This window comes from Streptomyces sp. RKAG293 (assembly GCF_023701745.1).
Taxonomy (GTDB): domain Bacteria; phylum Actinomycetota; class Actinomycetes; order Streptomycetales; family Streptomycetaceae; genus Actinacidiphila.
The window spans coordinates 4,289,392-4,314,715 of record NZ_JAJOZB010000001.1 but is presented as its reverse complement, the minus strand read 5'-3'; the positions used below and the strand labels follow the sequence as shown (position 1 = coordinate 4,314,715).

Genomic DNA, 25,324 nt, shown 5'->3' with positions numbered 1-25,324 from the left:
GGAGGACGTCATGCCGGTAGCACCCAAGGCGGCGTCGAAGGCGACGGCCGCAGCGAACCGTGCCGCGCTCAAGACGCTGGCGTTCGACGACGTGCGTGACTTCGCGGACGTCCAGCGAGGGCTGATCGCGCCGCTGCCCGACGGCGGCGTCATCCGCACCGCGGAGGTGAACCGGTCTGGGACCTGGCCCTCCAGACCCTGCGCGGGGCCCGCACCCGCGGCCGCGAACTTCGCCGCCTGCCTGGACGAGGCGATGGAGCTGTTCCCCGACGCCGATGCCGGCCAGATCAGCACCGAGGGCGACCGCAGCGTCTTCACCACCCTCACCGTCCTGCTGGACGACTTCTCGCCCTACTTCGCCCTGACCAACTCCCACGCCTGAACACCTCTTGAGCTATCGCGTCCCCCTCGGCAACAACGGAACCGCCCGGACCCTGCTCAAGTCCTGGTCCCTGAGTACTCAAGTCCTGGTCCCTGAGTACCTGACCACCACCCGCCGCAGAACGAAGAGGTCCCGGTCAGCAAGCTGACCGGGACCTCTTCGTTCTGCGGCGGGGCGGTGTCGGGTGGGGGCTCAGGTCAGGGTTGCGTAGACGATGAGGTTGTCGACGGGGTGGCCCTGGGGGTCTATCGAGCCGTCGCAGGTGATCAGGCGGAGGGTGGGGGTCGGGGTGGGGGCGTAGACCTGCTGGGTGGGGAAGGTCTTCTTGCTGACCGTCTGGGTGGCGGTCACGGTGAAGTGGACGGTTTTGCCGTCGGCGCCGCGGACGGCGATGTCGGCGCCCTTCTTGATCTTCGCGAGATCGTGGAAGACGGCCTTGCCGTGGCGGGTGTTGTTGTGGCCGATGACGACGGACGAGCCACGCTGGCCGGGTACCGCGCTGTTCGTGTACCAGCCGGCGGTCATGCCCTGGTCCGACGGCGGGACTTGGACCGTCTGGTCGGTGTTGAGGCCGAGCCGCAGCAGGGAGCTGTCCACGCCGAGCGAGGGGATGACCACGCGGGTGGGGTCGCCGGGGGTGGCGGGTGCCGTGGCCGGGGAGGGGTCGATGCGCCGGTGGCGGGCGGTTCCGGGGCGCTGGCGGAGGGGGAGCCTGACGAGCAGGCGGCCACGGTGGTGAGGGCCAGCGCGAGGAGCGGGGCTCGCAGGGCGCGCGCCGGGCCGGTCCGCCGCGCCGGGTGCGGGATGCGGGCCATGGGTGTCCTTAGGGGTGGTGGTGCGCCGCCCACGGGGGCGGCGCACCACGTGGATCGGAGGGTCAGCCGTCGTGGCGGGCGGCCCGGCGGCGCACGATGACGAAGCCGGCACCCGCGAGCGCGGCGGCCGCGGCGGCCGAGCCGGCGATGGTGGCGTTGCTGGTGCCCGTGCTCCCGGCCGGCTGCTCGCCGGCGGCGACGCCGCCGCGCGGCATCGGGGCGGCGGACTGGCCGGCGGGGGCGGCGGTCGGCTGGGGGGCGCCGGTGCGGGTGCCGCCGGGGGCGCTGACGGAAGCGGTGGGACGGGGGCTGTCGGTGACCGCGCCGGAGGAGGCGGTGGGGGCGGGGGCGGGCTTGGCGCTCGCGTCCGCCGCGAACGCTCCGGTGGCCGGGAGCAGCACCGTGCCGGCGATGACTGCGGTGACGGCGGCGGTGCGCAGGGTGCGGAGGGAGAACATGGTGGTGCCTTCCGTTGACGGGGGTCGATCAGTGTCGGAGCGGCCGCCGCGTCCGGCGCTCGCCGCGTCCGGCGGCTGCCGCGCGGCAGTCGGCATGATCGACAGGCTGGCAGGCACCTGTGAAGAAGTTGTCAGAGCGCTGTGGTCCGCGGATCAGGATCCCGGACGGCTCCGCCCGGCGTGCGGAAGACGGCGCGGGCGCTCAGGCTGGATGCATGACGATCAATCGGATGACTGAACACGGAATCGACATCGACGCGCGGATGCTCGCGGTGGGTGTGGCCGTCACCGGCGCCGCGGCGGTGCTGGGGCTGGCCGGGACGGTCATGATCGGCGTCACGCTGCTGAACGCCGGGCGCGGATACGTCCGTCATATGGAGGTACCGCCGTCCGAACTGGCGGCCCGCGCCATGCGGCAGGCGAAGGCCGCCTCGCAGGCCGCCTCCCATGCGGGGGTCGACGCCTGGCGCTCCGCGGACGGCTCCTCCTGACCGGATGAGCCTCGCTCGTGGCGCGCCTCTTGCCAGGCGTGCCGCTCTCTAAGGTGCTGTGCCGGTGCGGTCGATCGGGGTGATGACCTTCCGTTCGACCGGGGAGGACAGCACGATCGACGTCGTGGTGCGGCCGAGGGCCGAGATCTGTTCGAGGATCTCCTCGAGGTGCGAGGTGTCGGCCACGGCGACCTTGATGATCCAGCAGTCCTCGCCGACGACGTGGTGCACCTCCAGGATCTCGGGGCGCGCCATCAGTTCCAGCGTCCTGGGGTGACGCAGGGTGTAGCCGCCGTGCGGGGAGACCCGGACGAAGGCGAGCATGCCGTAGCCGAGCCGGTTCGGTGCGACCACGGCGGAGTAGCCGGTGATGATGCCGTTGCCCTCCAGCCGGCGGATGCGTTCCGCCACGGCGGCCGGGCTGAGGCTCACCCGTCGGCCCAGCTCACTGAGAGTGATGCGGCCCTCGGTCTGGACGAGTTCGAGCAGCCGCATGTCGACGCTGTCGAGGGCCACCAAGGGGTGACGCTCATCGACACCGCCGACTCCTACCACTGGCACGCGGACGAGCGGGGGCACAACGAGGAGCTGATCGCCCGCGCCATCGCCGCCTACGGCGGTGACACGTCGGACGTCCTCGTCGCGACCAAGGGGGGCCGCGGGCGGCCCGGCGACGGTTCGTGGACCGTCGACGGCACCCCGGAGCATCTGAAGCGGGCCTGCGAGGAGTCGCTGCGGCGGCTCGGTGGCGAGGCGATCGGGCTGTACCAGCTGCACAAGCCGGACCCCCGGGTCCCGTTCGCCGAATCCATCGGCGCGCTGCGGGAGTTGCTCGACGCGGGCACGATCAGGATGGCGGGCGTCTCCAACGTGGACGCCGATCAGATCCGGCAGGCCGACGAGATCCTCGGCGGTCGGCTGGCCTCGGTGCAGAACGAGTACTCGCCCGCCGTCCGCGACAGTGCGGCCGAGCTGCGGCTGTGCGACGAGCTCGGGATCGCCCTCCTGCCCTGGAGCCCGCTCGGCGGCATCTCCCGGAGCTCGCTCGACGCCCCGCCGACGGTGGCTGACGGGATCCCGGCCCCGCCCCCCGCCCCGGCCCCGGCCCCGACCCACGCCCCGCCCTTCGCCGCCTTCCACGAGATAGCGCGGGACCGCGGGGTGAGCCCGCAGCGCATCGCTCTCGCCTGGCTGCTGGCGAAGTCCCCGGTCGTCGTTCCCATCCCGGGCGCCAGCCGGCCCGCGACGATCCGGGACTCGGCCGCGGCCGGCGAAGTGACGCTCACCGCCGACGAGTTCGTACGGCTCGACGCGGCCCGGTAATCCGCGCACCCGGCCGCGCACCTGGCCACGGAGACCCCCACCACGGACCCGGCGCCACGGACTCCGCCACCACCGACCCCGTCGCTCCTTGACATGAACCGAGGTTCAAGTCTGAGACTGCTGCGTGGACGAAGCAGCAGGTGGCGGACGTAGGGAGTGATGGGTGTGCGAGCAGTACAGGTGACACGGTTCGGTGGTCCCGAGGTGCTGGTCACGGCGCAGCTGCCGGATCCGGTCGCCGGTCCCGGCGAGGTGGTCGTGGGGGTCGAGGCGGCCGACGTGATCCTCTTCGAGGCGCGGATCCGCGAGGGCCTGGCGCAGGACTTCCTGCCGGTGCGGCCGCCGTACGTACCCGGGGGCGCGGTGGCCGGGCGGGTGCTCTCCGTCGGGGAGGGCGTCGAGCCCGGCTGGATCGGCCGGTCCGTCGCCGCCCATGTCGGTGACCGCGGGGGGTACGCCGAGCGGGCCCTGGCGCCCGCCGACGCCCTGCTCGCCGTACCCGACGGGCTCGGCCCGCGCGAGGCCGCCGCGCTGCTCCACGACGGCACCACCGCGCTGGGCCTGGCGGACGCCGCCCGGACCCAGCCGGGGGAGTGGGTGCTGGTCACCGGGGCCGGCGGCGGGCTGGGCATTCTCATGGTGCAGCTGGCCCTGGCGGCGGGGGAACGGGTCGTGGCGGCTGCTCGCGGCAAGCGGAAGCTGGACCTGCTGCGCGAGCTGGGTGCCCATGCCGTCGTCGACTACTCGCTGCCGGGCTGGGAGGAGCGGGTGCGCGAGGCGACCGGCGGTGCGGGTCCCGACATGGTCTACGACGGCGTCGGCGGGGAGCTCGGGCTGGCCGCGTTCGAACTGACCGCCCGCGGCGGCCAGTTCTCCGCGCACGGCGCGGCCGCCGGCGGCTTCGCGCCCGTCGACCCGGCGGAGGCCCGCCGGCGCGAGGTGACCGTACGCGGCATCGAGCAGGTGCAGTTCGCGCCCGACGTCGGCCGTGGGCTGTTGCGGCGCGCGCTGACGGAGGCCGCCGCGGGACGGATCCGGCCCGTCATCGGGCAGACGTTCCCGCTGGAGCGCGCCGCCGACGCGCACCGGGCGATGGAGGCCCGCGACGTCCTCGGGAAGACCCTGCTGCTGCCGTGACGACACCCCGGCAGGCCGGCGCCTCCCCGACGCACGGGTCCCTGTCGTTACACCGGCCCCTTCTGCCCCCTCTGCCCTCCTGTCCGCTCCGCCACCCCCGGCTCCGCTAATCCGCGAGGCTGCGGCTCCACGATTCCAGCACCGTCAACGAATGGTCGTGCCGACGCTGGACCTCACCGTTCTTCGACCAGCCCCACTCCCGGTACGCGGCCAGCGCCGGCACGTTCGGGGTCTCCACCAGCACGGACGCCACGGCCGCGGCGCTGCGCGACAGCAGCATGTCCTGCAGCCGGCCCGCGACCCCGAGGCGGCGGTGGGAGGGGAGTACGAGCAGCTCGGCGACGGCGAAGACCTGGCCGGAGGCGGTGTGCTCCTCCAGGTCCTGCGGGACCCCGCCGACGAATCCCTGCCACCACTCGCCGCCGCGATCCGGAGGAAAGCCGTATGCGAAGCCCACGAGCGCCGGGTCGCCGGCGATCGTCATATCGAATCCGGGGTGCTGCACATGCTCCGCGAAGCGCCGCAGAAAGCTCTGCCGGCTGTGGAACTCCTCGCCCTGGGCGCCGAGGTAGGACTCGACGTAGAGGTCCGCGAAGGCCTCCCTTTGCGCCTCGGCCTGCCACCGGCTCAGACGCCGTAGAAACACCTCTGTCATGCATTCCTCCTGCGATCACACCCATCGTGACAGCTCGGCGGGCACCGTGTCAGCGGGCGGTCAGTGAGCGGTCGGCTGAAGTCAGCGCGCTGTCAGTGGCGTACGGGAGTCTTGGAGACATGAAGACCACGGGGAGCATCGAGCGGAGCACCGACCACCCAACCGGCAGGACCGGGCCGATCGCGGCCTTCGTGCGGTTCGTCGTGTGCGGCGGGGGCGTGGGGCTGCTGTCCAGCGCCGTCCTGCTGCTGCTGTCGGGCCGGCTGCCCCTGGTGGTCGCCAACGCGCTGGTGACCGTCGCCTCCACCCTGCTGGCCACCGAGCTGCACGGCCGCTTCACCTTCCGGGCCGGACGGGCCCAGCTGAGCGACCACGTCAAGTCCGGTGCCACCGCGGCGATCTGCTACCTGTTCACCACCGCCGCGCTGCTCGTGCTGCACGCGGTGCACCCGAACCCGGGTCCGCTGCTGGAGCAGAGCGTGTACCTCTCGGCCTCGGGCCTCGCCGGTGTCGGCCGTTTCGTCGTCCTGCGGGTCATCGTCTTCGCCAAGGGCGGCACCAGGACGGCCGACGCACCGGTTGCCACCCCGGTCGGTACCCCGGTCACCACTCCGTCCGTCGCCCCGTCCGTCGCTCCGGCTCCCGCCCTCGCCCCGGCCCTCGGCCAGGGATCGGTGGCGGTCGCCGCGTAGCGTCGTCGGGAAGCTTGCGGAAATCCTCCCGGGCCGTGAAACATTCAGGCACCTCTGGCGCGTCAATGAGGTGTACACGGCGAATGGGGGGTGGATGCGGCAGACGCACGCGGACGGGTATCTGGACTTCGCCGCGAACCGCGCCGGGCATCTCTTCCGGTCGGCATGCCTGCTGACCAGCGGTGACACCCATCTCGCCGAGGATCTCGTCCAGGAGACCCTCGGCCGGATGTATGTGGTCTGGGGGCGGGCCTCCAAGATCGACAACCCGGCCGGCTACGCGCAGACCGTCCTGGTGCGGGCCTTCCTCTCCCATCAGCGGCGCCGCAGCAACCGAGAACGCCCGACCCCCGACCTCCCGGACGTGCCGGGCGAAGCGGGGGTCGACATGACGCTGCGGCTGACGCTCCTCGACGCGCTCGGCCGGCTGGCGCCCAAGGACCGGGCGGTGCTGGTGCTGCGGTACTGGGAGGACCGCAGCATCGAGGAGACCGCCGACGCGATGCGCGCTTCGTCCAGCTCCGTACGGACGCGCTCCGTCAGGGCGTTGGCGAAGCTGCGGGAACTGCTCGGCGGCACCCTCGCCGAATTCGCCGCGAACTGACGCAACGGACGTCCCCTGATGGCAACACCCCCACGCCGCTCGTCCCACGCCATACGCCATACGAAACGGTGGTTCCCCATGCCCTTCGACCCCTTCGCGCCCTCGGACCCCTTCGAGGAGGACCTAGGCCAAGCCATACGGGGCACCGCCGACACCTTCTCCACCGACAACAGGGCGCTGGTGGACGCTGGTGCGGCCCGCGGCCGGGTGATGCGGCTGCGCCGCAGGGCCGCCGTCGCGGGCGGTGCGGCGACGCTCACGCTGGTCGCCGTCGGGGGCCTGATGGCGGGCGGAATGTCGGGTTCGGCCGGACATCACGTCGCGGAGGATCCGGCCGCGCGGGGCGGACCGCAACCGGTCGCCGTCGCGTCCGGTGAGCGGGTCACCGCGCAGCACATGATCAACCTGCTCAAGTCGGCGCTGCCACCGGGCGTGACCACCGGCGGGCAGGGGCGCGGTACCGGCGCCGAAGGGACCGGCGGCCCGATCGGCGCCCCGTACGCGGAGGTCGTCTACGACGACGGGCACGGCCCCGGTCTGGTCAGTGTCAGCCTGAACCACGCACCGGCGGGGCAGGGCGTGGGCCCCGGCTCCGGTACCCGGTGCCCGGACCGGGTGTACGTGCCGTTCGACTCGTGCGACCGGTCCGTGCTCGCCGACGGCTCCGTACTCGTCCTGCTCAAGGGCTACGAGTACCCGGACCACCGGGTGGACACCAAGAACTGGCGGGCCACCCTGACCACCCGCGACGGCCAGGTCGTCGACGCCATGGAGTGGAACTCCCCGGCGGAGAAGGGCGCCCCGGACACCCGGCCCGACCCCCCGCTGACCGCCGCGCAGCTGACGGCGCTGGTGAACGTGAAGATCTGGAAGCCGGTGTTCGACGCCCTCGGACCGACCAAGGCTCCGGCCGGTCAGCCCACCACACTCCCGGCCGAGCAGCCCGCCATCGCCGAGGCGAGCTCCTCGGTACCGGGCCCCGCGATCAGCGCCGTTCTGAAGGGGCTGATCCCGGCCGGCCTGAAGCGCAGCGACGCGGACGACTCGGAGGGCTTCGCCCATGTGACCGTGAACGACGGGCACGGCAAGACCCTGATCGAGGTGAACGTCGACCGCTGGCCGCCCAAGGACCCCGACACCCTGGCGTTCTTCTCGGGTGGCGAGAAGCTCGCCGACGGCACCCGGGTGCTGGTCTCCCAGGGGCCGGCGGAGAAGGGCGGTGCCGGGACCGTGCAGTGGGTCGCCCAGATCCTGCGCCCCAACGGCCGGCGGATCGTCGTCGCCGAGCTGAACGCGGGCGGCTACCACCAGCCCGCCACCCGGACCGCGCCGGTGTTCACCATCGACCGTCTCAGGGCGATGGCGCTGAGCCCCGACTGGAAGAAGCTGGGCTGAGCTCGGACGGCGTGCCCTGGTGGTGCCCGCAGCTACTCCACCGCTGCTCCCACCGCTGCTCCCACCGCTGCTCCTGCCCTACTCCTGCCCTACTCCCGCCCTCCCGCCAGCTCGACCGCCCGTCCCCGCAGCGCCAGGCGGGCCGGGATCACCGCGGCGGGGACGGCGAGCAGGGCGCAGACGGCCACCGTGGTGCCGGTGGTCGTCCAGGGGATGACGACGGGGGACGGTACGGACAGCGCGGCCAGTGCGGCTTTGACGCCCAGCAGGTTCAGGGCGGCGACGCCCGCGCCCAGGGTCGTGCCCACCGCGACGATGAGCAGCGCCTCGGCGGCCACCATGCGCAGTACCTGGCCCATCGTGGCCCCGGCGAGGCGCAGTACGGCGAGATCGCGGACACGGTCGGCGGTCGCCATGACCAGGGTGTTGGCCAGCGCGATGCCCGAGTAGAGCAGGGCGATGCCGAGCACCAGCAGAATGCCGATCCGGGTCTGTCTGCTGGTGGCCGGGTAACTCGCCGCGAGCCACTGCTCCTTGCTCAGCACGTGCCCGCCGCCGGGCGCCACGGCGGCCCGGAGCGCGTCGGCCGAGCGGCGCACGTCCGTTCCCGGCCGGATCCGGACGTCGATCCGGTCGGGGGACGAGCCCGGCGCGTTGAGCGGGGTGACGTAGGCGCCGTTGCCGCCCGTGCCGGTGCGCAGCACGGCGGCGATCCGGAGTGACGTCCGCCGGCCGTCGCCGAGCCAGACGGCCACCTGGCTGCCGACGGTGTGTTCGGGCCACTCCTCGTTGACGACGATGCTCCGGTCGTCGAGATCGGTGACCTTTCCGGCGGTCACCGGGAGGGTCGTCACGGCGGCGAGGGCGGCCGGGTCGACGGCGCGGGCCTCGTCCCTGACCAGCGCCACCCCGTCCTCCAGCCGGTACACGGTGGTCGGCGCGATGGCGGCCGCGTCGAGTCCGGGCAGTTCCCGGACCCGCGCGACGGTCGCCGGGTCGAGGCCGCCGGCATCCGACGTCACGACGAAATCGGCCGCCGACTGCGCGCGCGTCTCCGCCGCCTTGGCGGCGTTGACGGTCGCCGTGACCCCGAGCAGGGACCCGGCCAGGGCGACGGTGATCAGTACGGGCGCGGCGACGGCCGCCGTACGCCGCACCCCGGCCAGCACGTTCTCCCGTACGAGCCGGCCGGTGACGCCCGGCAGCCGGGCGGGCAGCCAGGCCAGCGCCTTCGTCAGCGGCCCCACCACGACGGGTGCGAGCAGCGCGAACGCCGTGATGAGCAGCATCGGTTGGGTGGTGTACGTCTTGCGGTGCAGCGCGTCGGACGGATCGGTGAGCAGTTGCCGGACGAGCAGCCCGAGGCCCAGCAGCAGCAAGCCGCCGCCGGCCGTCCAGCGCCCGGCCGTCATGGTGCGGCTGTCGACCGAGGCCTCGCGCAGCGCCTCCATCGGACCCACCCGCCCGGCCCGGCGGCTCGCCGCCCAGGCGCCCGCGAGCGCGACGCCGAGCCCCGTCCCGAAGGCCGTCCAGTACGGCCAAGCGTCGTCGCCGACCGTGAACCAGGACGGTGCGATGCCGGTCTCCACCAGCCACGCCGCCAGCCGCGGCGCCCCGAACCGGCCCAGGACGCAGCCCGCCGCCGAGGCCACCGCGCCCACCACCGCGGCCTCGATGATCACCAGCCGCCGGAGCTGCCGCGGCGCGGCACCGGCCGCCCGCAGCAGGGCGAACTCCCGCCGCCGCTGCGCCACGGCGAAGGCGAACGTCGACGCGACGACGAACACCGACACGAAGCCGGTGACTCCGCCGGCCGTTCCCAGCAGGGCGTTCACGGTCGTCAGCGCCTCGCTGTCCCGGTCCGGGCCGGGATCGGCCCGCCGCCGGTCGTCGCCGGTGAGGACGTCCAGGTCCCCGGGCGTGGAGGCCCGTACCGCGGCCGGGTCCGCGTACACCACGACCGTGTCGATCCGGGGCGCCAGCCGCGCCGCCTCCGCGTCCGTGAAGAACACCGCGTGCTCGAAATCCGCGTGCTCGAAATCCGCGTGCTCGAAACCCGAGTCCGGAGCCGTTCCGACGACCGTGCCGACGACCGTTCGGGCTGTGCCGACGACCGTCCGGGCCGCGCTGCCGCCGTCCGGGGTGTGCAGCGTGACGCGGGCGCCCGGTGCGGCCCAGCCGCCCGTCGTCACGATCTCGCCGGGGGCGGCAGGCGCGCGGCCGGCGGTGAGCCGGTAAGGGGTGAAGGCCGCCGCCGACCAGGCGTGGCCGACCGTGCCGGCCGGGGCGCCGTCCGCGCGCACCGGGAACGTACGGTCCTGGACGGTGCGGCCGAGCCGGGTTAGGGCGGCGGCGGTGGCCGCCGGGACCGGCCGGGGGTGGCCGAGCCGCTTCTCGCGCACCCCGTGCGCGGTGTCGACCCGCAGGGTGTCCGTGCCGCGCACGACCACCGGGGCCGCCGCGAACCGTTCGGGCGCGCGGTGCGGGGCGTCGACGGTGGCGGCCAGCGCCAGGCCCATCGTGGCGATCAGGCCGACGCCCAGCGCGAGGGCGACGAAGCTGCCGGTGAAGGTGGCCCAGCGGGTGCGGAGCGTGCGCAGCGCGATTCTCAGCATGCGCCCAAGCCAATCGGCGGCGGGCCGCGCGCACAGCACGGCAGGACGGAGTCCTCGGGTATGCCTGGCCCTACCCCTGGGGCCGCCGCGTCCTCCGGCCGGTCCGCGCCGACTGGCAGAATCCAGCGCGTGGAACGAGAACTGCGCATCGTGCTCGCCGAGGACAGCGTCCTGCTCCGCGAAGGGCTGGTCGGCCTGCTCGCGCGCTTCGGGCACCAGGTCGTCGCGGCGGTCGGGGACGCCGAGGCGCTGCGGACGGCGGTCGCCGAGCACGACCCGGACATCGTCGTCACCGATGTGCGGATGCCGCCCGGCCTCCAGGACGAGGGGCTGCGCGCCGCCGTCGCGCTGCGCGCCCAGCGCCCGTCGCTGCCGGTGCTCGTCCTGAGCCAGTACGTGCAGCACAGCTACGCCGCCGAGCTGCTCGACTCGGGTGACGGGTCCGGCGTCGGCTATCTGCTCAAGGACCGGGTGGGCCAGGTCGAGGAGTTCCTCGACGCGCTGCGCCGGGTCGCGGACGGCGGCACCGTCGTCGACCCGGAGGTCGTCCGCCAGCTGCTGCGCCGCCGGCGCGATCCGCTGGAGCGGCTGTCCGCGCGGGAGCGGGAGGTGCTGGGGCTGATCGCGGAGGGCCGGTCCAACGCGTCGATCGCCCGCGAGCTGGTGGTCTCCGAGGCGGCCGTCGGCAAACACATCGGCAGCATCCTCAGCAAGCTGGACCTGCCGCCCGCCGAGGAGACCCACCGCAGGGTCCTGGCGGTCCTGGCCTTCCTGCGCGCCTGACCAGGGCCTGAGCAGGGCCTGACCAGGGCCTGACGAGCCGCTCGACCTACCCCCGGAACGGCCGGCGGCGTCATCGGAGGTATGCCCAGCCTTTGCCGATGCTTTGAGCACTGAGGGGCTGATTGGACGCCCGCCCGGGTGACAATGCGACAGTCGACGCATATCCCCGGGCGCCCCTGGCCCATCTCTACGCGAAGCGAGGATCCCCGTGTTGCGAAACGGGCTGGAGCCGTGGCACCTGATCGTGGTGGCGCTGGTTCTGATCATGCTGTTCGGTTCCAAGAAGCTGCCCGACGCCGCCCGCGGTCTCGGCAAGTCCATGCGCATCCTGAAGTCCGAGGCGCGTGCGCTGAAGGCCGATGACGCCGCCGCGACCGCGACCGCCACCACCACGGCCACCCCCGGGGACGTCAAGCCGACCCCTGCACCCGAGGCGCACCCGCACACGTCGTAGCGGGTCCGCGCTTCCGGATTCCGGCAGTGTTGATAGGTTCCTGACGCCCGGAAGTCGGCAGTCGGAAGTACGCGGTAGTGGCGGGGGTCGCGCAGTGGCAGTACGGGGCATACCGCCCGAGTACGTGGACGGGTACGAGGAGCTCCTCGCCGACATATCCCGCAGCGGCCGCGCGCTGCGCCGCGACGAGCGGGAGGCCCGTCGTGAGCTGGGGGAGCGGGCCGCCGACGCCGGCTACGGCCTGCGGGAGCTGGTCGACGCCTACCTGGGTGCCACCCGCAGGTCCTGGTCGGCGCTGCCCGGCGTCGCCGACGCCCGCAGCGCGGCCGATCTGCGACACGTCGGCGAATCCGTCCTCGCGGCGGTGGAGGCCGGAGTGGCGGCGCTCGCCGAAGGGCATGAACGGTCGCATCGGCTCGCGGTCCGCAAGGAGCAAGCCGCCCGCCGGGAGTTCGTCGACGATCTGCTGTACGGGCGCAGCGACCCGGGGCGGCTGGCCGAGCGCGCCGAGCGCTTCGGGCTGCGGCTGGCCGGCCGCCATGTGGTGGCCGTCGCCACCGGGACCGAGGCGTACGACGACGCCCATCCCCTCGTCCACCGCGTGGAACGGGACCTGGCCGGGCGGTTCGGCGACCACGATGTGCTGCTGGCCACCAAGGGCGGCCGGTTCGTGTGCATCGCGCCCGCCGCGGAACAGGCCGTCCTGGACGCCTTCGTCAAGCTCACCGGCGAGGTGCGGGTGGCGCTGGGCCGCCCGCACGGAGGTCCCGGCGGAGTGGTCAGGAGCTACGAGGAGGCGCTCAGCGCCCTCGACCTCGGGGAGCGTCTCGGCCTCGAAGCCCGCGTCCTGAACTCGGCCGACCTGCTCGTCTTCCCCGTCCTCATGCGCGACCGCGCGGCGATGGCCGACCTCGTCCGCGCCGTGCTCGGCCCGCTGGAGGAGGCACGCGGCGGCGCGCTGCCGCTGCTGCAGACGCTGGGGGCGTACGCGGCCGCCGGCTATGTGGGCGCCGAGGCCGCCCGCCGTCTCGACCTCAGCGTCCGGGCGCTCAGCTACCGCCTCGAACGCATCGCGGCCCTCACCGGGTTCGACCCCGACGACGCCCTCCAGCGCTACACCCTGGAGACGGCGGCACTGGGCGCGCGTCTGCTGGACTGGCCGCAACGACCTTTGTAAGGCGGGTCGTTGGCGGCTTCGTAGGGCGGGGTCAGTGGCGCGTCGTCGAGGACGGAGCGGCGGCGGGACCCCAGCGGCGTTAGTAGGACGTCAGGGGCGCGTCAAGATTGCCGGGATCGGGCAATGTGGCCGCGCGACACCCGGTGCCACCATCTCCGTGACGGGCGGTTGGGAATCGGGGGGTCAGTGCCATGGGGGAGTTCGTGAGAACTGCGCTGGCGTTCCCGACCGTCCTGTTCAGCTTCGCGCTCCTGGTCGTCATCGGCTTCTGGCTGCTGGCGCTGATGGGCGGTGTCTCCGCCCATGGCCACGGGGGGCACGGCGCGGGCCACGGGGGACACGGGGACGGCGGCGGCCACGGTCACGGTTATGAGGGCCAGGGCCAGGGCCAGGACCACGGCCACGGTCACGGCTCCGGCGGCGAGGGCCTGTTGGCGGCCGCCGGGCTCGACGGGGTGCCGGTCACGGTCGTCCTCTCGCTGCTGACCGCCGTCGCCTGGTTCGTGAGCCTCGCCGGCAGCGCGCTGCTGGACGGCGCCGGCGCGCACGGCCCCGTACGCGTCCTGCTCGGCATCGCCGTCCTCGCCGTGGCCCTGGCCGGCGCGTGGTCCGCGACCTGGCTCCTGGTGCGGCCGCTGCGCCGGCTCTTCCCCGAGGTGCGGCCGCTCTCGCGGCGGGACTTCGTCGGCAGCCTGTGCGTCATCCGCACCGGGCGGGTCGGTACGGACTTCGGCCAGGCCGAAGTCACCGCGCCGGACGGCTCGTCCGCGGTCGTCCAGGTCCGGCAGACCGGTGAGGACACCTTCGCCTCCGGGAGCACCGCGCTCCTCTACGAGTACGAACCGGCGGGCGAGTTCTTCTGGGTCGCACCTTTCGACCCGGTCACCTAGCCCGGTTCACGCGGCCCGTGCCGCCGCCCCGATCCCTCACCTGACACGTGTCCGACGACACGTGACACCCAGTCATGTCCCGTACCACCCAACGCCCACCACTCACCACCCACCACCACACCCTCTCCGCACTCTTCACTCTTCGACTGAGGATCCGCCATGGATGCCACCGCCATCGGGATCGGCGTACTGATCGCCGTCCTCCTGCTCATCGCGCTCGGCGTGGTGTTCACCGTCAGCCGGCTCTTCCGCAAGGTGGAGCAGGGCCAGGCGCTGATCATCTCCAGGACCAAGCACGTGGACGTCACCTTCACCGGCGCCGTGGTGCTCCCGATCCTCCACAACGCCGAGCAGATGGACATCTCGGTGAAGACGATCGAGATCAAGCGCACCGGCCGCGAGGGTCTGATCTGCCAGGACAACATCCGTGCCGACATCCACCTGACGTTCTTCGTGCGCGTGAACAAGACCACCGAGGACGTCATCAAGGTCGCCCAGGCGATCGGTACGGCACGGGCGAGCCACCAGGAGACGCTGCAGGCGCTGTTCGCCGCCAAGTTCTCCGAGGCGCTCAAGACCGTCGGCAAGCAGCTGGACTTCGTCGACCTCTACACCCAGCGCGACCACTTCCGCGACCAGATCATCCAGGTCATCGGCACCGACCTCAACGGCTACCACCTCGAGGACGCCGCGATCGACTTCCTCGAACAGACCCCGATGACCCAGCTGGACGCCGCCAACATCCTCGACGCGCAGGGCATCCGGAAGATCACCGAGCTGACCGCCATCGAGCACGTGCGCACCAACGAGTTCCAGCGCACCGAGCAGAAGGAGATCACCCGGCAGAACGTCGAGGCCCGCGAGACCATCCTGGAGCTGGAACGGCGGCAGGCCGAGGCCGAGATCAAGCAGCGCCGGGAGGTCGAGACACTCCGTGCCAAGGAGGAGTCGTCCACGATGCGCGTCCAGGAGGAGGAACGGCTCGGCTCGCAGGGCGCGTTCATCCGGACCGAGGAGCTGCTCGGCATCCAGCGGGAGAACCAGGGCCGTGAGATCGCCGTGGCGCAGAAGAACCGTGAACGCGTCATCGCCGTCGAGAACGAGCGGATCGAGAAGGACCGGCTGCTGGAGGTCATCGCCCGCGAGCGCGAGACGGAACTGTCCCGGATCTCCAAGGACAAGGAGGTCGAGGCGGAACGCCGTGAGGTCGCCGATGTGATCCGCGAGCGCATCGCCGTGGACCGCACCGTCGCCGAGCAGGAGGAGAGCATCAAGGCGCTGCGGCTGGTGCAGGAGGCGGAACGGGAGCGGCAGGCGCTCATCGTGCGGGCCGAGGGCCAGGCGCAGGAGAAGCTCGTCAAGGACATCAAGGCCGCGGAGGCGGCCGAGCAGTCCGCGACCCACCGGGCGCGGGAGGCGCTGACCATGGCCGAGTCCCGCAAGCAGGCGTCCGAGCTGGACGCCCAGGCCAAGATCCGGCTGGCCGAGGGCACGCGGGCGGAGGCGGCGGCCGCCGGGCTCGCCGAGGTCGAGGTGCGCGAGCGCAGCGCCGAGGCGATCGAGAAGGTCGGACTCGCGGAGGCGGCCGTCTCGCGGGAGAAGAACACCGTCGAGGCGGAGGGCATCGGCCGCCGGCTGAAGGAGGAGGCCGCGGGCCTCACCGACAAGGCGGCCGCCATGGCCGCGCTCGACGACGCCTCACGCGGTCACGAGGAGTACCGGCTGCGGCTGGCGGCGGAGAAGGACATCCGGCTCGCGAGCCTGGACATGCAGCGCCAGGTCGCGGAGGCGCAGGCCACGGTGCTCGCCACCGGCCTGGAGTCGGCGAACATCAGCATCGTCGGCGGCGAGAGCGTCTTCTTCGACCGGGTGGTCGGGGCGATGTCGCTGGGCAAGAGCGTCGACGCCTTCGTGGACAGCTCCGACGCCGTCAGGGCGCTGGCCGGGCCGTGGCTGGACGGATCGTCGCGCTTCACCGAGGACGCCACCCGGGTGCTCGGCTCCCTCGGGAGCGGCGGCGTCCAGAACCTGACGGTCTCCGCGCTCCTGATGCGGCTCATCGCGTCCGGCGGCCCGCAGTCCGGTGGACTGCAGCAGCTGCTCGACCAGGCGAACGCGCTGGGCCTGGGGCAGCTTCCGCTGGACGCGCTCGGCGGCGCGGCCCCGGCTGCCCCGAACCCTCCCGCGGTCAACGGTGCCAAGCCCGTCGCCGCGCGCAGCTGAACAGCACCACCCGCACACACCACTGAGTGAACGAGGCTGGGAAGTGTCTGAGACCCGGATCGATGCCGGTACCTACGAGGTCCTGCGGGACCGGCTGGCCGCGTCGGCCAGAACGCTGGCGGCGCGCGCCGAGGCGCTGAACGCGCGCCGCCAGGAGGTGTTCGGCTCGGCCGAACTGCGGCTCGCCGGCACCGACCGGATCAGCACCGGCCACGCCTGCGTGCCGTGCGACATCGCGCCCGTCGGCGAACGGCTGCTGTTCGGCGCCAACCCGGCGCCGGGCGGCCGGACGGACGGGCAGCCGGCGGTCGGCGACGTGCTGAGCGTGCAGGGGGAGCCCGTGCCGGGGCTGCTCGACGACCCGCACTTCGTCCGGGACTTCGACGAGCTGTACCGCTACTACCGGCAGACGCGGCTCACCCGGCTGCGCCCCCTGGACGGCCGGCTGCTGGCCGTCTTCCGGACCGGGCCGGCCGTCGACGACGTCCGCGTGCTGCGCTGGCGGCTGGCGGCGGACGGCTCCGCCACGTACCTCGACGCGCGCGGCGAACGCGACCATGTGGTGCCGCCCGCCCACGACTTCACCTGGACGGAGGCGACCCGCGACGACCACGTCCCGGGCGTCCCCGGCACGATGGGCGTCCCGGGTACTCCTGCCGTCCCGTCCCGCGCGCCGCACATCGCGCTGCCCGGCGGCGTCTCGGTCTCGGTGACCGGCGGGACGCTCACCGTCAACGACCACACCGAGCCGGTGGACGAGCCGCTGCAGTCGCTCGCCGACGCGGAGGTGGCGTACGCGGTCGTCGGGCCGCTGCTCGTGCTGCGGGTCCGCCCCTACAAGGAGACGGCGTGGCGCCACCTGGTCGTCCACACCCGGACCGGCGAGGTGGCGCGGCTCGACGCGATCGGGCAGGCGTGCCGCCGGCTGCCCGAGGAGCAGGGGATCATCTTCCCCGGCGGCTACTGCCTGGCGACCGGCGCGATCCGCACCTTCGACGATGCCGGTGCCGCCGGTGACGAAGCCGACGTCGGCGGCCTGGAGCCGGAGAGCGGCTTCGCCTTCGAGCGGCTGGTGCGCTCGGCGAACGGCGAGGACCTGCTGTACGTGTTCCACGCCGCCGCCACGGGACGCCGGCTGCTGCTCCCGTACAACATGATCAGCATGGCCGTGGCGACGCCGATCCGGACGCACGGCCACGCGCTGTTCGAGGACGGCACGCTCGTCACGATGCGGGCGGCCGGCGACGAACCGACCCGCGTGCACCCGCTGCACCGCTGGCGGACCCCGTACCTCTCCGACAGCTACGCCGCCGCGCAGCCGGTCGGCACCGGGCCGCTGGAGCGGATCGGCAACCCGGACCTGGTGCGCGGCATCTCCGACTGCCTCTCGGTGGCCGGCACGGTCGCCGACACCGCGCCGGCCGCCGCCGTCTTCGAGGCACTGGCCGTCTCGTGCGCGCGGGTCCTGGACCGCTACCACTGGCTCGGTGAGGCCGAGTTGGGGGATCTGCGCGGGCCGCTGCAGGAGGTGCGGGGCACCGCCGAGCAGGTGCTGGCCGAGTACGAGCAGGTGCAGTCGCTGACCGCGCGGGCGGCCGGGGCCGTGGAGGAGGCCGCGGCCCGTATCGCGTCGGTGGTGCGGCGGGCGCGCGGCGAGGCCCCGAAGTCGGCCGCCGACTGGGTGGGCCAGCTGTCGGAACTGCGGGCCGGTCAGGGCAGGCTGGAGACGCTGCGCGAGCTGCGTTACGCCGACCCGGCCCGTATCGGCGAGCTGGCGGCCGGACTGGACGCCGATCTCACCGCCGCCGCGCACCGGGCCGTCGCGCACCTCTCCCGCGAGGACGCCTTCGCCGACTACCGGGAACGCGTCGAGCGCGCGGGCGCCGAGGCGGCGGGCATCGCGGTCGTCGCGGACGCGGTCCCGGTCGCGGAACGGCTCGCCGAGCAGGCCGCCGCGCTGGAGACCGTCACCGGGATCGTCGGCACCCTGGAGATCGCCGACGCCACCGTCAGGACCGGCATCCTGGCGCGGATCGCCGACGTGCTCGGCGGTGTGAACCGGGCCCGCGCGCTCCTCGACGCCCGCCGCCGGGAACTCCTCACCAGCGAGGGCCGCGCCGAGTTCGCCGCGGAACTCGCCCTGCTCGCGCAGTCCGTCGGCAGCGCCCGCGCCGCCGCCGACACGCCGGAGGCGTGCGACGAACAGCTCGGGCGGCTCCTCGTCCAGCTGGAGAACCTCGAAGCACGGTTCGCCGAATGGGACGAGTACCTCGCCGAGTTGGGCACCCGGCGCGAGGAGATCTACGAGACCTTCTCCGCGCGCCGGCAGACCCTCACGGACGAACGGGCCCGCCGCACCGAGCGGCTGGCGGGATCCGCCGCCCGCATCCTCGACGGCGTCCGGCGCCGCGCGGCGGGCCTGGCGACCCTCGACGAGATCAACACCTACTTCGCGTCCGACCCCATGGCCGCCAAGGTCCGCAAGGTCGCCGACGAGCTGCGGGCCCTCGGCGACCCGGCGCGCGGCACCGAGCTCGACGGCCACCTCGCCGCCGCCCGCCAGGACGCGGGCCGCGCGCTGCGCGACCGCCTGGACCTGTACGAGGCGGGCGGCGCGGCCATCCGCCTCGGCCGGCACCGGTTCGCGGTCAACACCCAGCCCCTGGACCTCGCCCTGGTCCCGCACGAGGGCGGTCTCGCGTTCACCGTCACCGGCACCGACTACCGCGCTCCGGTGCGGGACGCGGCCTTCGCCGCCACCCGCCGCTTCTGGGACCGCCCGCTGGTCTCCGAGTCCCCGGACGTCTACCGCGCGGAGTACCTCGCGGCGACGCTGCTGCCCGAGGTGCCGCCGGGCGCGGACGACGGGGAACTGGCGGCCCTCGTCCGGTCCGCCGCCTCGTCCCGCCTCGACGAGGGCTATGAGCGCGGAGTCCACGACCACGACACCGTCGCCCTGCTGCGCGCGCTGCTGGACCTGCACTCCACGGCCGGCCTGCTCCGCTACCCGTCCGCCGTCCGCGCCGCCGCGCAGCTCTTCTGGACGTACGGCCCGGACGCCGGTGCCCGCACGGCGTGGACCACCCGGGCCACGTCCCTGAGCCGGGCCCGCGGTCTGTTCGGCCCCACGCCGGCGCTCGCCGGTCTGGCGGAGGAACTGGCCGTGTGCGCGGGGGAGTTCCTGACGGGGGCGGGGCTCGCCGAGGTGCCCCGGCCGCGCGACGGGCTCGGTCTCCTGGGCGAGTACCTGGTCGAGGAACTCGCCACCCCCCGGCAGGGGTTCATCGGCGGTGCGCCGGCCCGCGTGCTGCGCGAGCGGTTCGCCGGGGCACTCGGCGGGCCGCAGGCCGTCCCGTACAAGGAGTTCCTGGACGATCTGCAGACGCTCGGCGGCGACCTGGCGGCCCGCTACCGCCTCGCGGACGCCTGGCTGGAGAGCTTCGGCGGGGGCGAGGACCAGGCGGAGGCGGTGACGGCGCTGGTGTGCGGGGAGGAACTGACGCACTACGAGTCGGACGCCACCCTGTCGGCGACCGTCGGCGGGCTGCTGGGCGCGCACCCGAGGATCGACGGCCGTTCCCTGACCGTCCGGCTGGACGAAGTGCTCGCCAGGACCGGGCGGTTCAGGACCGAGGAGGTGCCGGCGTACCGCGCGTACCAGCGGGACCGCGCCGCCCTGGTGGCGGCCGAACGGTCGCGGCTGCGGCTGGAGGACTTCCGGCCGCGCCCGCTCAACGGGTTCGTGCGCAACGCACTGCTCGACGAGGTCTACCTGCCGCTGATCGGCGACAACCTCGCCAAGCAGCTCGGCACGGCGGGGACGGCGGGCGCCGGTGATGGGCAGAAGGCGGACCGGATGGGTCTGCTGATGCTCATGTCGCCGCCCGGCTACGGCAAGACGACGCTGATGGAGTACGTGGCGAGCCGCCTCGGCCTGGTGCTGGTGCGGGTCGACGGGCCCGCGCTCGGCAGCGCCGTCACGTCCCTCGATCCGGAGCGGGCACCGGACGCGACCGCCCGCCGCGAGGTCGAGAAGATCAACTTCGCGCTGGAGCTCGGCACCAACACCCTTCTGTACCTGGACGACATCCAGCACACGTCCCCGGAACTCCTGCAGAAGTTCATCCCGCTGTGCGACGCGCAGCGCCGGGTCGAGGGTGTACGGGAGGGTCGGGCGCACAGCTACGACCTGCGTGGGAAGCGCTTCGCGGTGTGCATGGCGGGCAACCCGTACACGGAGTCGGGGCGGGTCTTCCGCGTCCCCGACATGCTCGCCAACCGGGCCGACGTCTGGAACCTCGGCGACGCCGTGACCGGCCGCGAGACGCTGTTCGCGCTGAGCTTTCTGGAGAACGCCCTCACCTCGAACGAGGTGCTCGCCCCGCTCTCCACCCGGGGCCGCGCGGACCTGGAACTGCTCGTCCGGCTCGCCGGGGGCGACCCGTCCGCGCGCGCCGACCGACTCGTCCACCCTTACGAACAAGGCGAGTTGGACCGGATCCTGGCCGTGCTGCGGCATCTGCTGCGGGTGCGCGGCACCGTACTGGCGGTGAACGCGCAATACATCGCCTCCGCCGGGCAGACGGACGCGACGCGCACCGAACCGCCCTTCCTGCTGCAGGGCTCGTACCGCAACATGAACAAGCTGAGCGAGCGGATCGTGCCGGCGATGAACGAGGCCGAGGTGGAGGCCGTGATCGACGACCACTACCGCGCGGAGGCGCAGACGCTGGCGGCGGGCGCGGAGGCGGCGCTGCTGAAGCTCGCCGAACTCCGCGGCCGGCAGACCGTGGAGCAGGCGTCGCGCTGGGCGGAGGTGAAGGCGGCCGCCGTGGCCTCTGCCGTCTCCTGACCGGCTCCGGCGCGACCGGCTCGGGCGCGGCCGGCTCCGCCTCGGCCGGCTCGGGTGCGGCCGCTACGCGGCTCTGAGCAGTGGCTTCAGCTTCGTGCCGCGCAGCCGCTCGACGGCCGGTGCGGCGCGGTGCGCGTGCCGCACGAGCGGGTGGGCGACCAGGGCGCCGACGATCACTCCGATGAGCACGTCGTGCGGGTAGTGCACCCCGATCCAGACCCGCGACGCGGCCATGAACAGCGCGGCGGGCACCGCGAGGCGGCCGAGCCCCCGGTCGATGACGAGCAGGGCCACGGCCGCCGCCGCGGCGATGGCGGCGTGGTTGCTGGGGAAGGACCAGTCACCGCGCGCCGGGCAGGCCTCGACGGTGACGGCGCGCAGTGTCCGGCACGGCCGCTGTTCGTCGAAGACCATCTTGAGCACGTCGTTCACGGCGTAGGCGACGACGACGGCGACCGGCACGGACAGCGCCCCCGCCATCCGGGCCGCGTCGCCCTGCCGGGCGCGCCACCAGGCGATGAGCATGAGGACGGCGAACACCGCGAGCCCGTAGTCGCTCCACGCCTGGATCAGGGTGTCGAAGGGTCGCGGTACGCGCTGGGCGAGACCGGTGATCCAGGAGTAGAGACCCGCGTCGATGCCGGAGTTCACAGGCTCTCCGGTGCGTCGGCGGGCCCCACTCCGGACCCTGTCCCGGACCCCGCCCCGGTTCCGGTGCCGCCCCCCGCCCCGCCTGCCCCGGCCGCCCGGGCCGTCTTGACGCGGCCGCGTGAGCGGTACAGCTCCAGCGCGAGCGGGGTGAGCGAGACGATGACGATGAGCGCGACCATCGGCAGCAGGTACTTGTCCACGTGCGGCACCGAGGAGCCGAGCGCGTAGCCGCCGAGCACGAGGCCCACGGACCAGACGAGACCGCCGATGATCTGCCAGAGCGTGAAGGTGCGCGCGGGCACGTTCAGCACGCCCGCCATCGGGTTGAGCACGGTCCTGACGACCGGTACGAAGCGCGCGAGCACCACGGCCTTGGCGTGCCCGTACCGCTCCAGCAGCTCGGCGGCGCGGCCGACGCCGTCGTGCAGATGGGGATTGCGGATCCGGGCGAGCAGCGGCGGTCCGCCCCGCCGGCCGATCCAGTAACCGGTCTGCGCACCGGCCAGCGCCCCCGCGGCGGCGGCGAGGAGGACCTGCCAGAGCGAGAGATGCACCACGTCCGACGCACCGGGCACACACAGCAGACCGGCCGTGAACAGCAGCGAGTCGCCGGGCAGGAAGAAGCCGATCAGCAGGCCGGTCTCCGCGAACAGCACGACGGCGATGCCGATCGCGCCGAACGTCGCCAGCAGGTCGTGGGCGTCCAGGACGTTGACCGCCAGCGGTGCTGCCTGGGGAACGGCGTCCAGCAGGGGCGTGGCCAGGGACAGGGGCATTGGCGGAGGGCCCTCCCATAATGGGCTGCGGGGGCGAGCTGCGCCGCACCCGGCCGACTACAGTCGCGTAGACGGTCTACAGCACTGTAGACGAATCAGGTGGAAGGGGCGTTCCATGCCAGAGACACATCCGGCGCGTCGCCCGCCGGGCGAGCTGGAGGCGAGCGTCCTGGCGGCGCTGTGGGCCGCCGGAGGACCGCTCACTCCCGCCGACGTCCAGCGCGATCTCGGGCGTGCCCTCGCCCGCACCACGGTCACCACCATCCTGGCGCGGCTGCACGACAAGGGCGCCGTCGCCAGGACCCGGTCGGGGCGCGGCTACGCGTACACCCCCACCCAGGACTCACCGGGCCTGGCCGCCCGCCGGATGCGCACCGAGCTCGACAAGGAGCAGGACCGGGAGACCGTACTGGCCCGCTTCGTGTCGCAGCTGAGCCCCGACGACGAGCAGCTGCTCCGCGCCCTCCTGGACGACGCGGAACCGGGTACGGGGGAGGAATCGGGTACGGACACGGGCGCGGAAGCGGGTACGGGGGAGAGGGGCGGTTCCCGGTGAACCCCGATCTCGTTCCGCCGCTGCTGATGCCGCTGCTCGCCGTCCCCGTCGCCCGCCGGCTCGCCGCGTCCCTCGCCCCGCGCGCCGCCGCCTGGCTGCTGGCGTGCACGGCCGCCGTCCTGGCCGCGAGCAGCACCCTGGCCCTGGTCCTGCTGGCCGCCCAGGGCGCTCTGCTGCTGCCACCGGTCGCCGCCCTGGGCCATCTCACGCTGCCGCTGCTCACCGCCGGCTCGGACGGGCTCGGCGGCTTCGCCGGTCTCGGCAGCACGGGCCTGACCGTTCCCGCCGCGTGTGTCGCGGCGGTCCTGCTCGCCGTCTGCGCGGGGGCGGTGACCCTCGCCGGCCACCGCTACCGCGCCGAGATGGCCCGGGCCCGCGCCGCCACCGGCGCCTGCGCGGCCTCCGGCGAGCTCGCCGTCCTCCAGGACAGCGACCCCGACGCGTACGCCCTGCCGGGCCGGCCCGGCAGGATCGTCGTCACCACCGGCATGCTGCGCGCCCTGCGGCCCGGCGAGCGCGAGGCGCTGCTCGCCCATGAGCGCGCCCATCTCGCGGGCCACCACCACCGCTTCATCGTCGTCGCCGCGCTCGCCGCCACCTGCCATCCGCTGCTGCGCGGGCTGCGGGCGCCGCTCTCGTACGCGCTGGAGCGCTGGGCCGACGAGTCCGCCGCGTCCGCCGTCGGCGACCGCCGCCTCGCGGCCCGCGCGGTGGGGCGGGCCGCCCTGGCGGCTCGCACGACCGGCTCGGCCCGCCCCAGCGCCGCGCTCGCCGCCACCACGGGCCCCGTCCCGCGCCGCGTCGAGGCCCTCCTGCACGCCACACCGCCGGCCGGCCCGCGGCAGGCCCGCGGCCGGCGCCTCGTGGCCGCCCTCCTCGCCGGCTGTCTCCTGCTGTCCGCGGCGGCGGCCGTCGAGGCCGCCACCGACCTCCACGAGAGCGTGGAAACCGCCCAGGGCGAGTAGCCCCCGGATCTCCGGCCCCCGGATCTCCCGCAGAATGGGAGACCGGGTGGGAGAGCTGAAGGGCGAGGCGGCGGACGTGGCGGACGTGGCGGAGAACGACGTGGAAGACGTGATCGAGCGGGCGTACCTCCGCGCGCTCAACGCGGCGGACGCCGACGCCGAGGACGCCGTCGACCTCGGCGCCTCGGCCCTGGCCGCCGCCGGCTCCGGGACCGCTGCCTCCGGGACCGCTGCCTCCGGACCTGACGCCTCAGGCACCGCTTCCGCCGCGAACGACGCGCTGCTCGCGCTCACCGACCGGCTCGTACGCTCCTGCTGGACCCGCGGCTGGCAGCCCGCCGACGTGGTGCGCATCGCGCGCCGCCGGCTCACGGACGGGCACGCCCGCCTCGCCGCCGACCTGATCACCGCCGAGGCCCGCACGGCCCCCGCGGCGACGGCGTCGCAGGACCCGCGCTGGGCCGCCCAGCTCGCCGAGCTGGCGGCGGCCGGCCCGTGGAACGGCGAGGGCACGCTCCTCACCGCCCACGGCCACCGCGAACGGCTCGACGGCTTCTCCGCCGCCGTCTCCGTCCTGGAACTCCTGCGGCTGCTCGGACGGCTGCCCCGGATCACCCCGGTGGCGGCGCCCACGGCGGCGGGCGCCGCCGCCCACCGCCACGCGGCCCCGCTGCTCGGCCGGATCCGCGCCCTGCTCGCCAAGGCCGAATCCACCGACTTCCCGGAGGAGGCCGAGGCCCTCAGCTCGAAGGCCCAGCAGCTGATGGCCCGGCACAGCATCGACGAGGCCCTCATCGCCTCCGACGCCGGCGCGGCCGGTTCCGACGGTCCTGGAGCCTGTCGTATCGGCATCGACCAGCCCTACGAGGGCGCCAAGGCGCTGCTCCTCGACGCCGTGGCGGCGGCCAACCGCTGCCAGGCGGTGTGGGCGGGCGACTTCGGCTTCTCGACGGTCGTCGGCTTCGAGCCCGACCTGGAGGCCGTCGAGCTGCTCTACACCTCGCTGCTCGTCCAGGCGGACGCCGCCATGCTGCGCACCGCGAAGGGCGCGGGGAAGGGCGCGGGAAACGGCTCGGGGAACGGTGCGGGGAAGAGCCGCAACGGCAAGGCCCGGCACGGCGGTTCGCGCTCCAAGGACTTCCGGCAGTCCTTCCTCATCGCCTACGCGGGCCGCATCCGCGAACGCCTCGCCGACGCCACCGAGCAAGCCACCCACGCCCCCGACCTCCCGGCGGAGCGCCTGCTGCCGGCCCTCGCCGCGCGGGACGTCGCGGTCCGCGACACCACCACCCGCATGTTCCCCACCACCACCTCGCACCGGCTCAAGGGCCGCGACCACGAAGGCTGGACGCACGGCACCGAGGCGGCCGACCGGGCCGTACTCGGCGGCCGCCAGTAACGCCTTTCCTGGCCCGTTCAGCCCGTTCAGC

At 73.8% G+C, this 25,324-nt stretch carries 23 protein-coding genes; 16 read left to right on the top strand and 7 right to left on the bottom strand.

Translation table 11 applies throughout. From position 1 onward, the window contains the following. Window positions 1-10: 10 nt before the first annotated feature. The gene (locus tag LNW72_RS18935; protein ID WP_250976498.1) at window positions 11-382 is read left to right on the top strand and encodes a hypothetical protein; all 372 of its coding nucleotides are present in this window, start codon (window positions 11-13) and stop codon (window positions 380-382) included. 192 nt (window positions 383-574) lie between these two features. Here the strand turns inward: LNW72_RS18935 and LNW72_RS18930 are convergent, their stop codons facing one another. Both LNW72_RS18930 and LNW72_RS18925 read right to left on the bottom strand, forming a co-directional pair. Further along, window positions 575-1,000 carry a class F sortase gene (locus LNW72_RS18930; RefSeq protein ID WP_374117290.1) on the bottom strand — a complete coding sequence of 142 codons (426 nt, stop codon included), beginning with the start codon at window positions 998-1,000 and terminating at the stop codon, window positions 575-577. A 259-nt stretch (window positions 1,001-1,259) separates the two neighbouring features. Further along, window positions 1,260-1,655, bottom strand: coding sequence for an LPXTG cell wall anchor domain-containing protein (locus LNW72_RS18925; RefSeq protein ID WP_250980220.1), 396 nt, complete (start codon window positions 1,653-1,655; stop codon window positions 1,260-1,262). Between the two features lie 230 nt (window positions 1,656-1,885). Between LNW72_RS18925 and LNW72_RS18920 the strand changes: the two genes are divergently transcribed. Then, a complete protein-coding gene (locus LNW72_RS18920; protein ID WP_250976497.1) occupies window positions 1,886-2,146 on the top strand; it encodes a hypothetical protein in 261 nt (86 codons plus the stop codon). 48 nt (window positions 2,147-2,194) lie between these two features. On the opposite strand, the gene LNW72_RS18915 is transcribed toward LNW72_RS18920, so the two are convergent. Further along, window positions 2,195-2,662: an Lrp/AsnC family transcriptional regulator gene (locus LNW72_RS18915; RefSeq protein ID WP_250976496.1), complete on the bottom strand. Its 468-nt coding sequence runs from the start codon at window positions 2,660-2,662 to the stop codon at window positions 2,195-2,197. Between LNW72_RS18915 and LNW72_RS18910 the strand changes: the two genes are divergently transcribed. Beyond that, complete coding sequence (locus tag LNW72_RS18910; RefSeq protein ID WP_374117413.1) at window positions 2,618-3,469, top strand: aldo/keto reductase; 852 nt, start codon at window positions 2,618-2,620, stop codon at window positions 3,467-3,469. The two genes, LNW72_RS18915 and LNW72_RS18910, sit on opposite strands and share 45 nt — an antisense overlap. A 159-nt stretch (window positions 3,470-3,628) precedes the next feature. After that, window positions 3,629-4,606, top strand: coding sequence for a zinc-binding dehydrogenase (locus LNW72_RS18905; protein ID WP_285369630.1), 978 nt, complete (start codon window positions 3,629-3,631; stop codon window positions 4,604-4,606). A gap of 106 nt (window positions 4,607-4,712) precedes the next feature. Here the strand turns inward: LNW72_RS18905 and LNW72_RS18900 are convergent, their stop codons facing one another. Next, window positions 4,713-5,261, bottom strand: coding sequence for a GNAT family N-acetyltransferase (locus LNW72_RS18900; protein ID WP_250976494.1), 549 nt, complete (start codon window positions 5,259-5,261; stop codon window positions 4,713-4,715). 119 nt (window positions 5,262-5,380) lie between these two features. On the opposite strand from LNW72_RS18900, the gene LNW72_RS18895 reads away from it, so the two are divergent. From LNW72_RS18895 to LNW72_RS18885, 3 genes are all read left to right on the top strand, one after another. Beyond that, complete coding sequence (locus LNW72_RS18895) at window positions 5,381-5,953, top strand: GtrA family protein (RefSeq protein ID WP_250976493.1); 573 nt, start codon at window positions 5,381-5,383, stop codon at window positions 5,951-5,953. A gap of 94 nt (window positions 5,954-6,047) precedes the next feature. Next, window positions 6,048-6,557, top strand: coding sequence for a SigE family RNA polymerase sigma factor (locus tag LNW72_RS18890; protein WP_250976492.1), 510 nt, complete (start codon window positions 6,048-6,050; stop codon window positions 6,555-6,557). A gap of 78 nt (window positions 6,558-6,635) precedes the next feature. Then, on the top strand, window positions 6,636-7,952 hold the full coding sequence (locus tag LNW72_RS18885) for a hypothetical protein (RefSeq protein ID WP_250976491.1): 1,317 nt from the start codon (window positions 6,636-6,638) through the stop codon (window positions 7,950-7,952). An 89-nt stretch (window positions 7,953-8,041) separates the two neighbouring features. Here LNW72_RS18885 and LNW72_RS18880 read toward each other — a convergent pair whose 3' ends face one another. Beyond that, complete coding sequence (locus tag LNW72_RS18880) at window positions 8,042-10,567, bottom strand: FtsX-like permease family protein (protein WP_250976490.1); 2,526 nt, start codon at window positions 10,565-10,567, stop codon at window positions 8,042-8,044. 150 nt (window positions 10,568-10,717) lie between these two features. Between LNW72_RS18880 and LNW72_RS18875 the strand changes: the two genes are divergently transcribed. The 6 genes from LNW72_RS18875 (at window position 10,718) to LNW72_RS18850 (ending at window position 20,946) form a co-directional block, all read left to right on the top strand. After that, window positions 10,718-11,350, top strand: a complete 633-nt coding sequence (locus LNW72_RS18875; RefSeq protein WP_308402144.1) for a response regulator transcription factor — start codon at window positions 10,718-10,720, stop codon at window positions 11,348-11,350. A 208-nt stretch (window positions 11,351-11,558) separates the two neighbouring features. Further along, a complete protein-coding gene (gene tatA / locus LNW72_RS18870; protein ID WP_250976489.1) occupies window positions 11,559-11,804 on the top strand; it encodes a Sec-independent protein translocase subunit TatA in 246 nt (81 codons plus the stop codon). A gap of 94 nt (window positions 11,805-11,898) precedes the next feature. Further along, entirely contained in the window at window positions 11,899-12,981 is a 1,083-nt protein-coding gene (locus LNW72_RS18865; RefSeq protein ID WP_250976488.1) for a helix-turn-helix domain-containing protein, read from the top strand. 191 nt (window positions 12,982-13,172) lie between these two features. Then, complete coding sequence (locus tag LNW72_RS18860) at window positions 13,173-13,871, top strand: hypothetical protein (protein WP_250976487.1); 699 nt, start codon at window positions 13,173-13,175, stop codon at window positions 13,869-13,871. Window positions 13,872-14,030: 159 nt separating this feature from the next. After that, complete coding sequence (locus LNW72_RS18855) at window positions 14,031-16,094, top strand: SPFH domain-containing protein (RefSeq protein ID WP_250976486.1); 2,064 nt, start codon at window positions 14,031-14,033, stop codon at window positions 16,092-16,094. Window positions 16,095-16,137: 43 nt separating this feature from the next. After that, window positions 16,138-20,946 (top strand): DNA repair ATPase, encoded by a 4,809-nt coding sequence (locus LNW72_RS18850; RefSeq protein ID WP_250976485.1) that lies wholly within the window; start codon window positions 16,138-16,140, stop codon window positions 20,944-20,946. A 63-nt stretch (window positions 20,947-21,009) separates the two neighbouring features. Here LNW72_RS18850 and LNW72_RS18845 read toward each other — a convergent pair whose 3' ends face one another. Then, window positions 21,010-21,597 carry a phosphatase PAP2 family protein gene (locus LNW72_RS18845; RefSeq protein WP_250976484.1) on the bottom strand — a complete coding sequence of 196 codons (588 nt, stop codon included), beginning with the start codon at window positions 21,595-21,597 and terminating at the stop codon, window positions 21,010-21,012. Then, window positions 21,594-22,373 (bottom strand): DedA family protein, encoded by a 780-nt coding sequence (locus LNW72_RS18840; RefSeq protein ID WP_250976483.1) that lies wholly within the window; start codon window positions 22,371-22,373, stop codon window positions 21,594-21,596. The genes LNW72_RS18845 and LNW72_RS18840 overlap by 4 nt, the downstream gene beginning before the upstream one ends. A gap of 115 nt (window positions 22,374-22,488) precedes the next feature. Here LNW72_RS18840 and LNW72_RS18835 point away from each other — a divergent pair, with 115 nt between their 5' ends. The 3 genes from LNW72_RS18835 to LNW72_RS18825 are packed head-to-tail and all read left to right on the top strand — an operon-like array spanning window position 22,489 to window position 25,293. Then, a complete protein-coding gene (locus LNW72_RS18835) occupies window positions 22,489-22,929 on the top strand; it encodes a BlaI/MecI/CopY family transcriptional regulator (RefSeq protein WP_250976482.1) in 441 nt (146 codons plus the stop codon). Further along, on the top strand, window positions 22,926-23,894 hold the full coding sequence (locus LNW72_RS18830) for a M56 family metallopeptidase (protein ID WP_250976481.1): 969 nt from the start codon (window positions 22,926-22,928) through the stop codon (window positions 23,892-23,894). The genes LNW72_RS18835 and LNW72_RS18830 overlap by 4 nt, the downstream gene beginning before the upstream one ends. A 46-nt stretch (window positions 23,895-23,940) precedes the next feature. Then, window positions 23,941-25,293, top strand: a complete 1,353-nt coding sequence (locus tag LNW72_RS18825; RefSeq protein ID WP_308401974.1) for a DUF2786 domain-containing protein — start codon at window positions 23,941-23,943, stop codon at window positions 25,291-25,293. The last annotated feature ends 31 nt before the right edge of the window (window positions 25,294-25,324 follow it).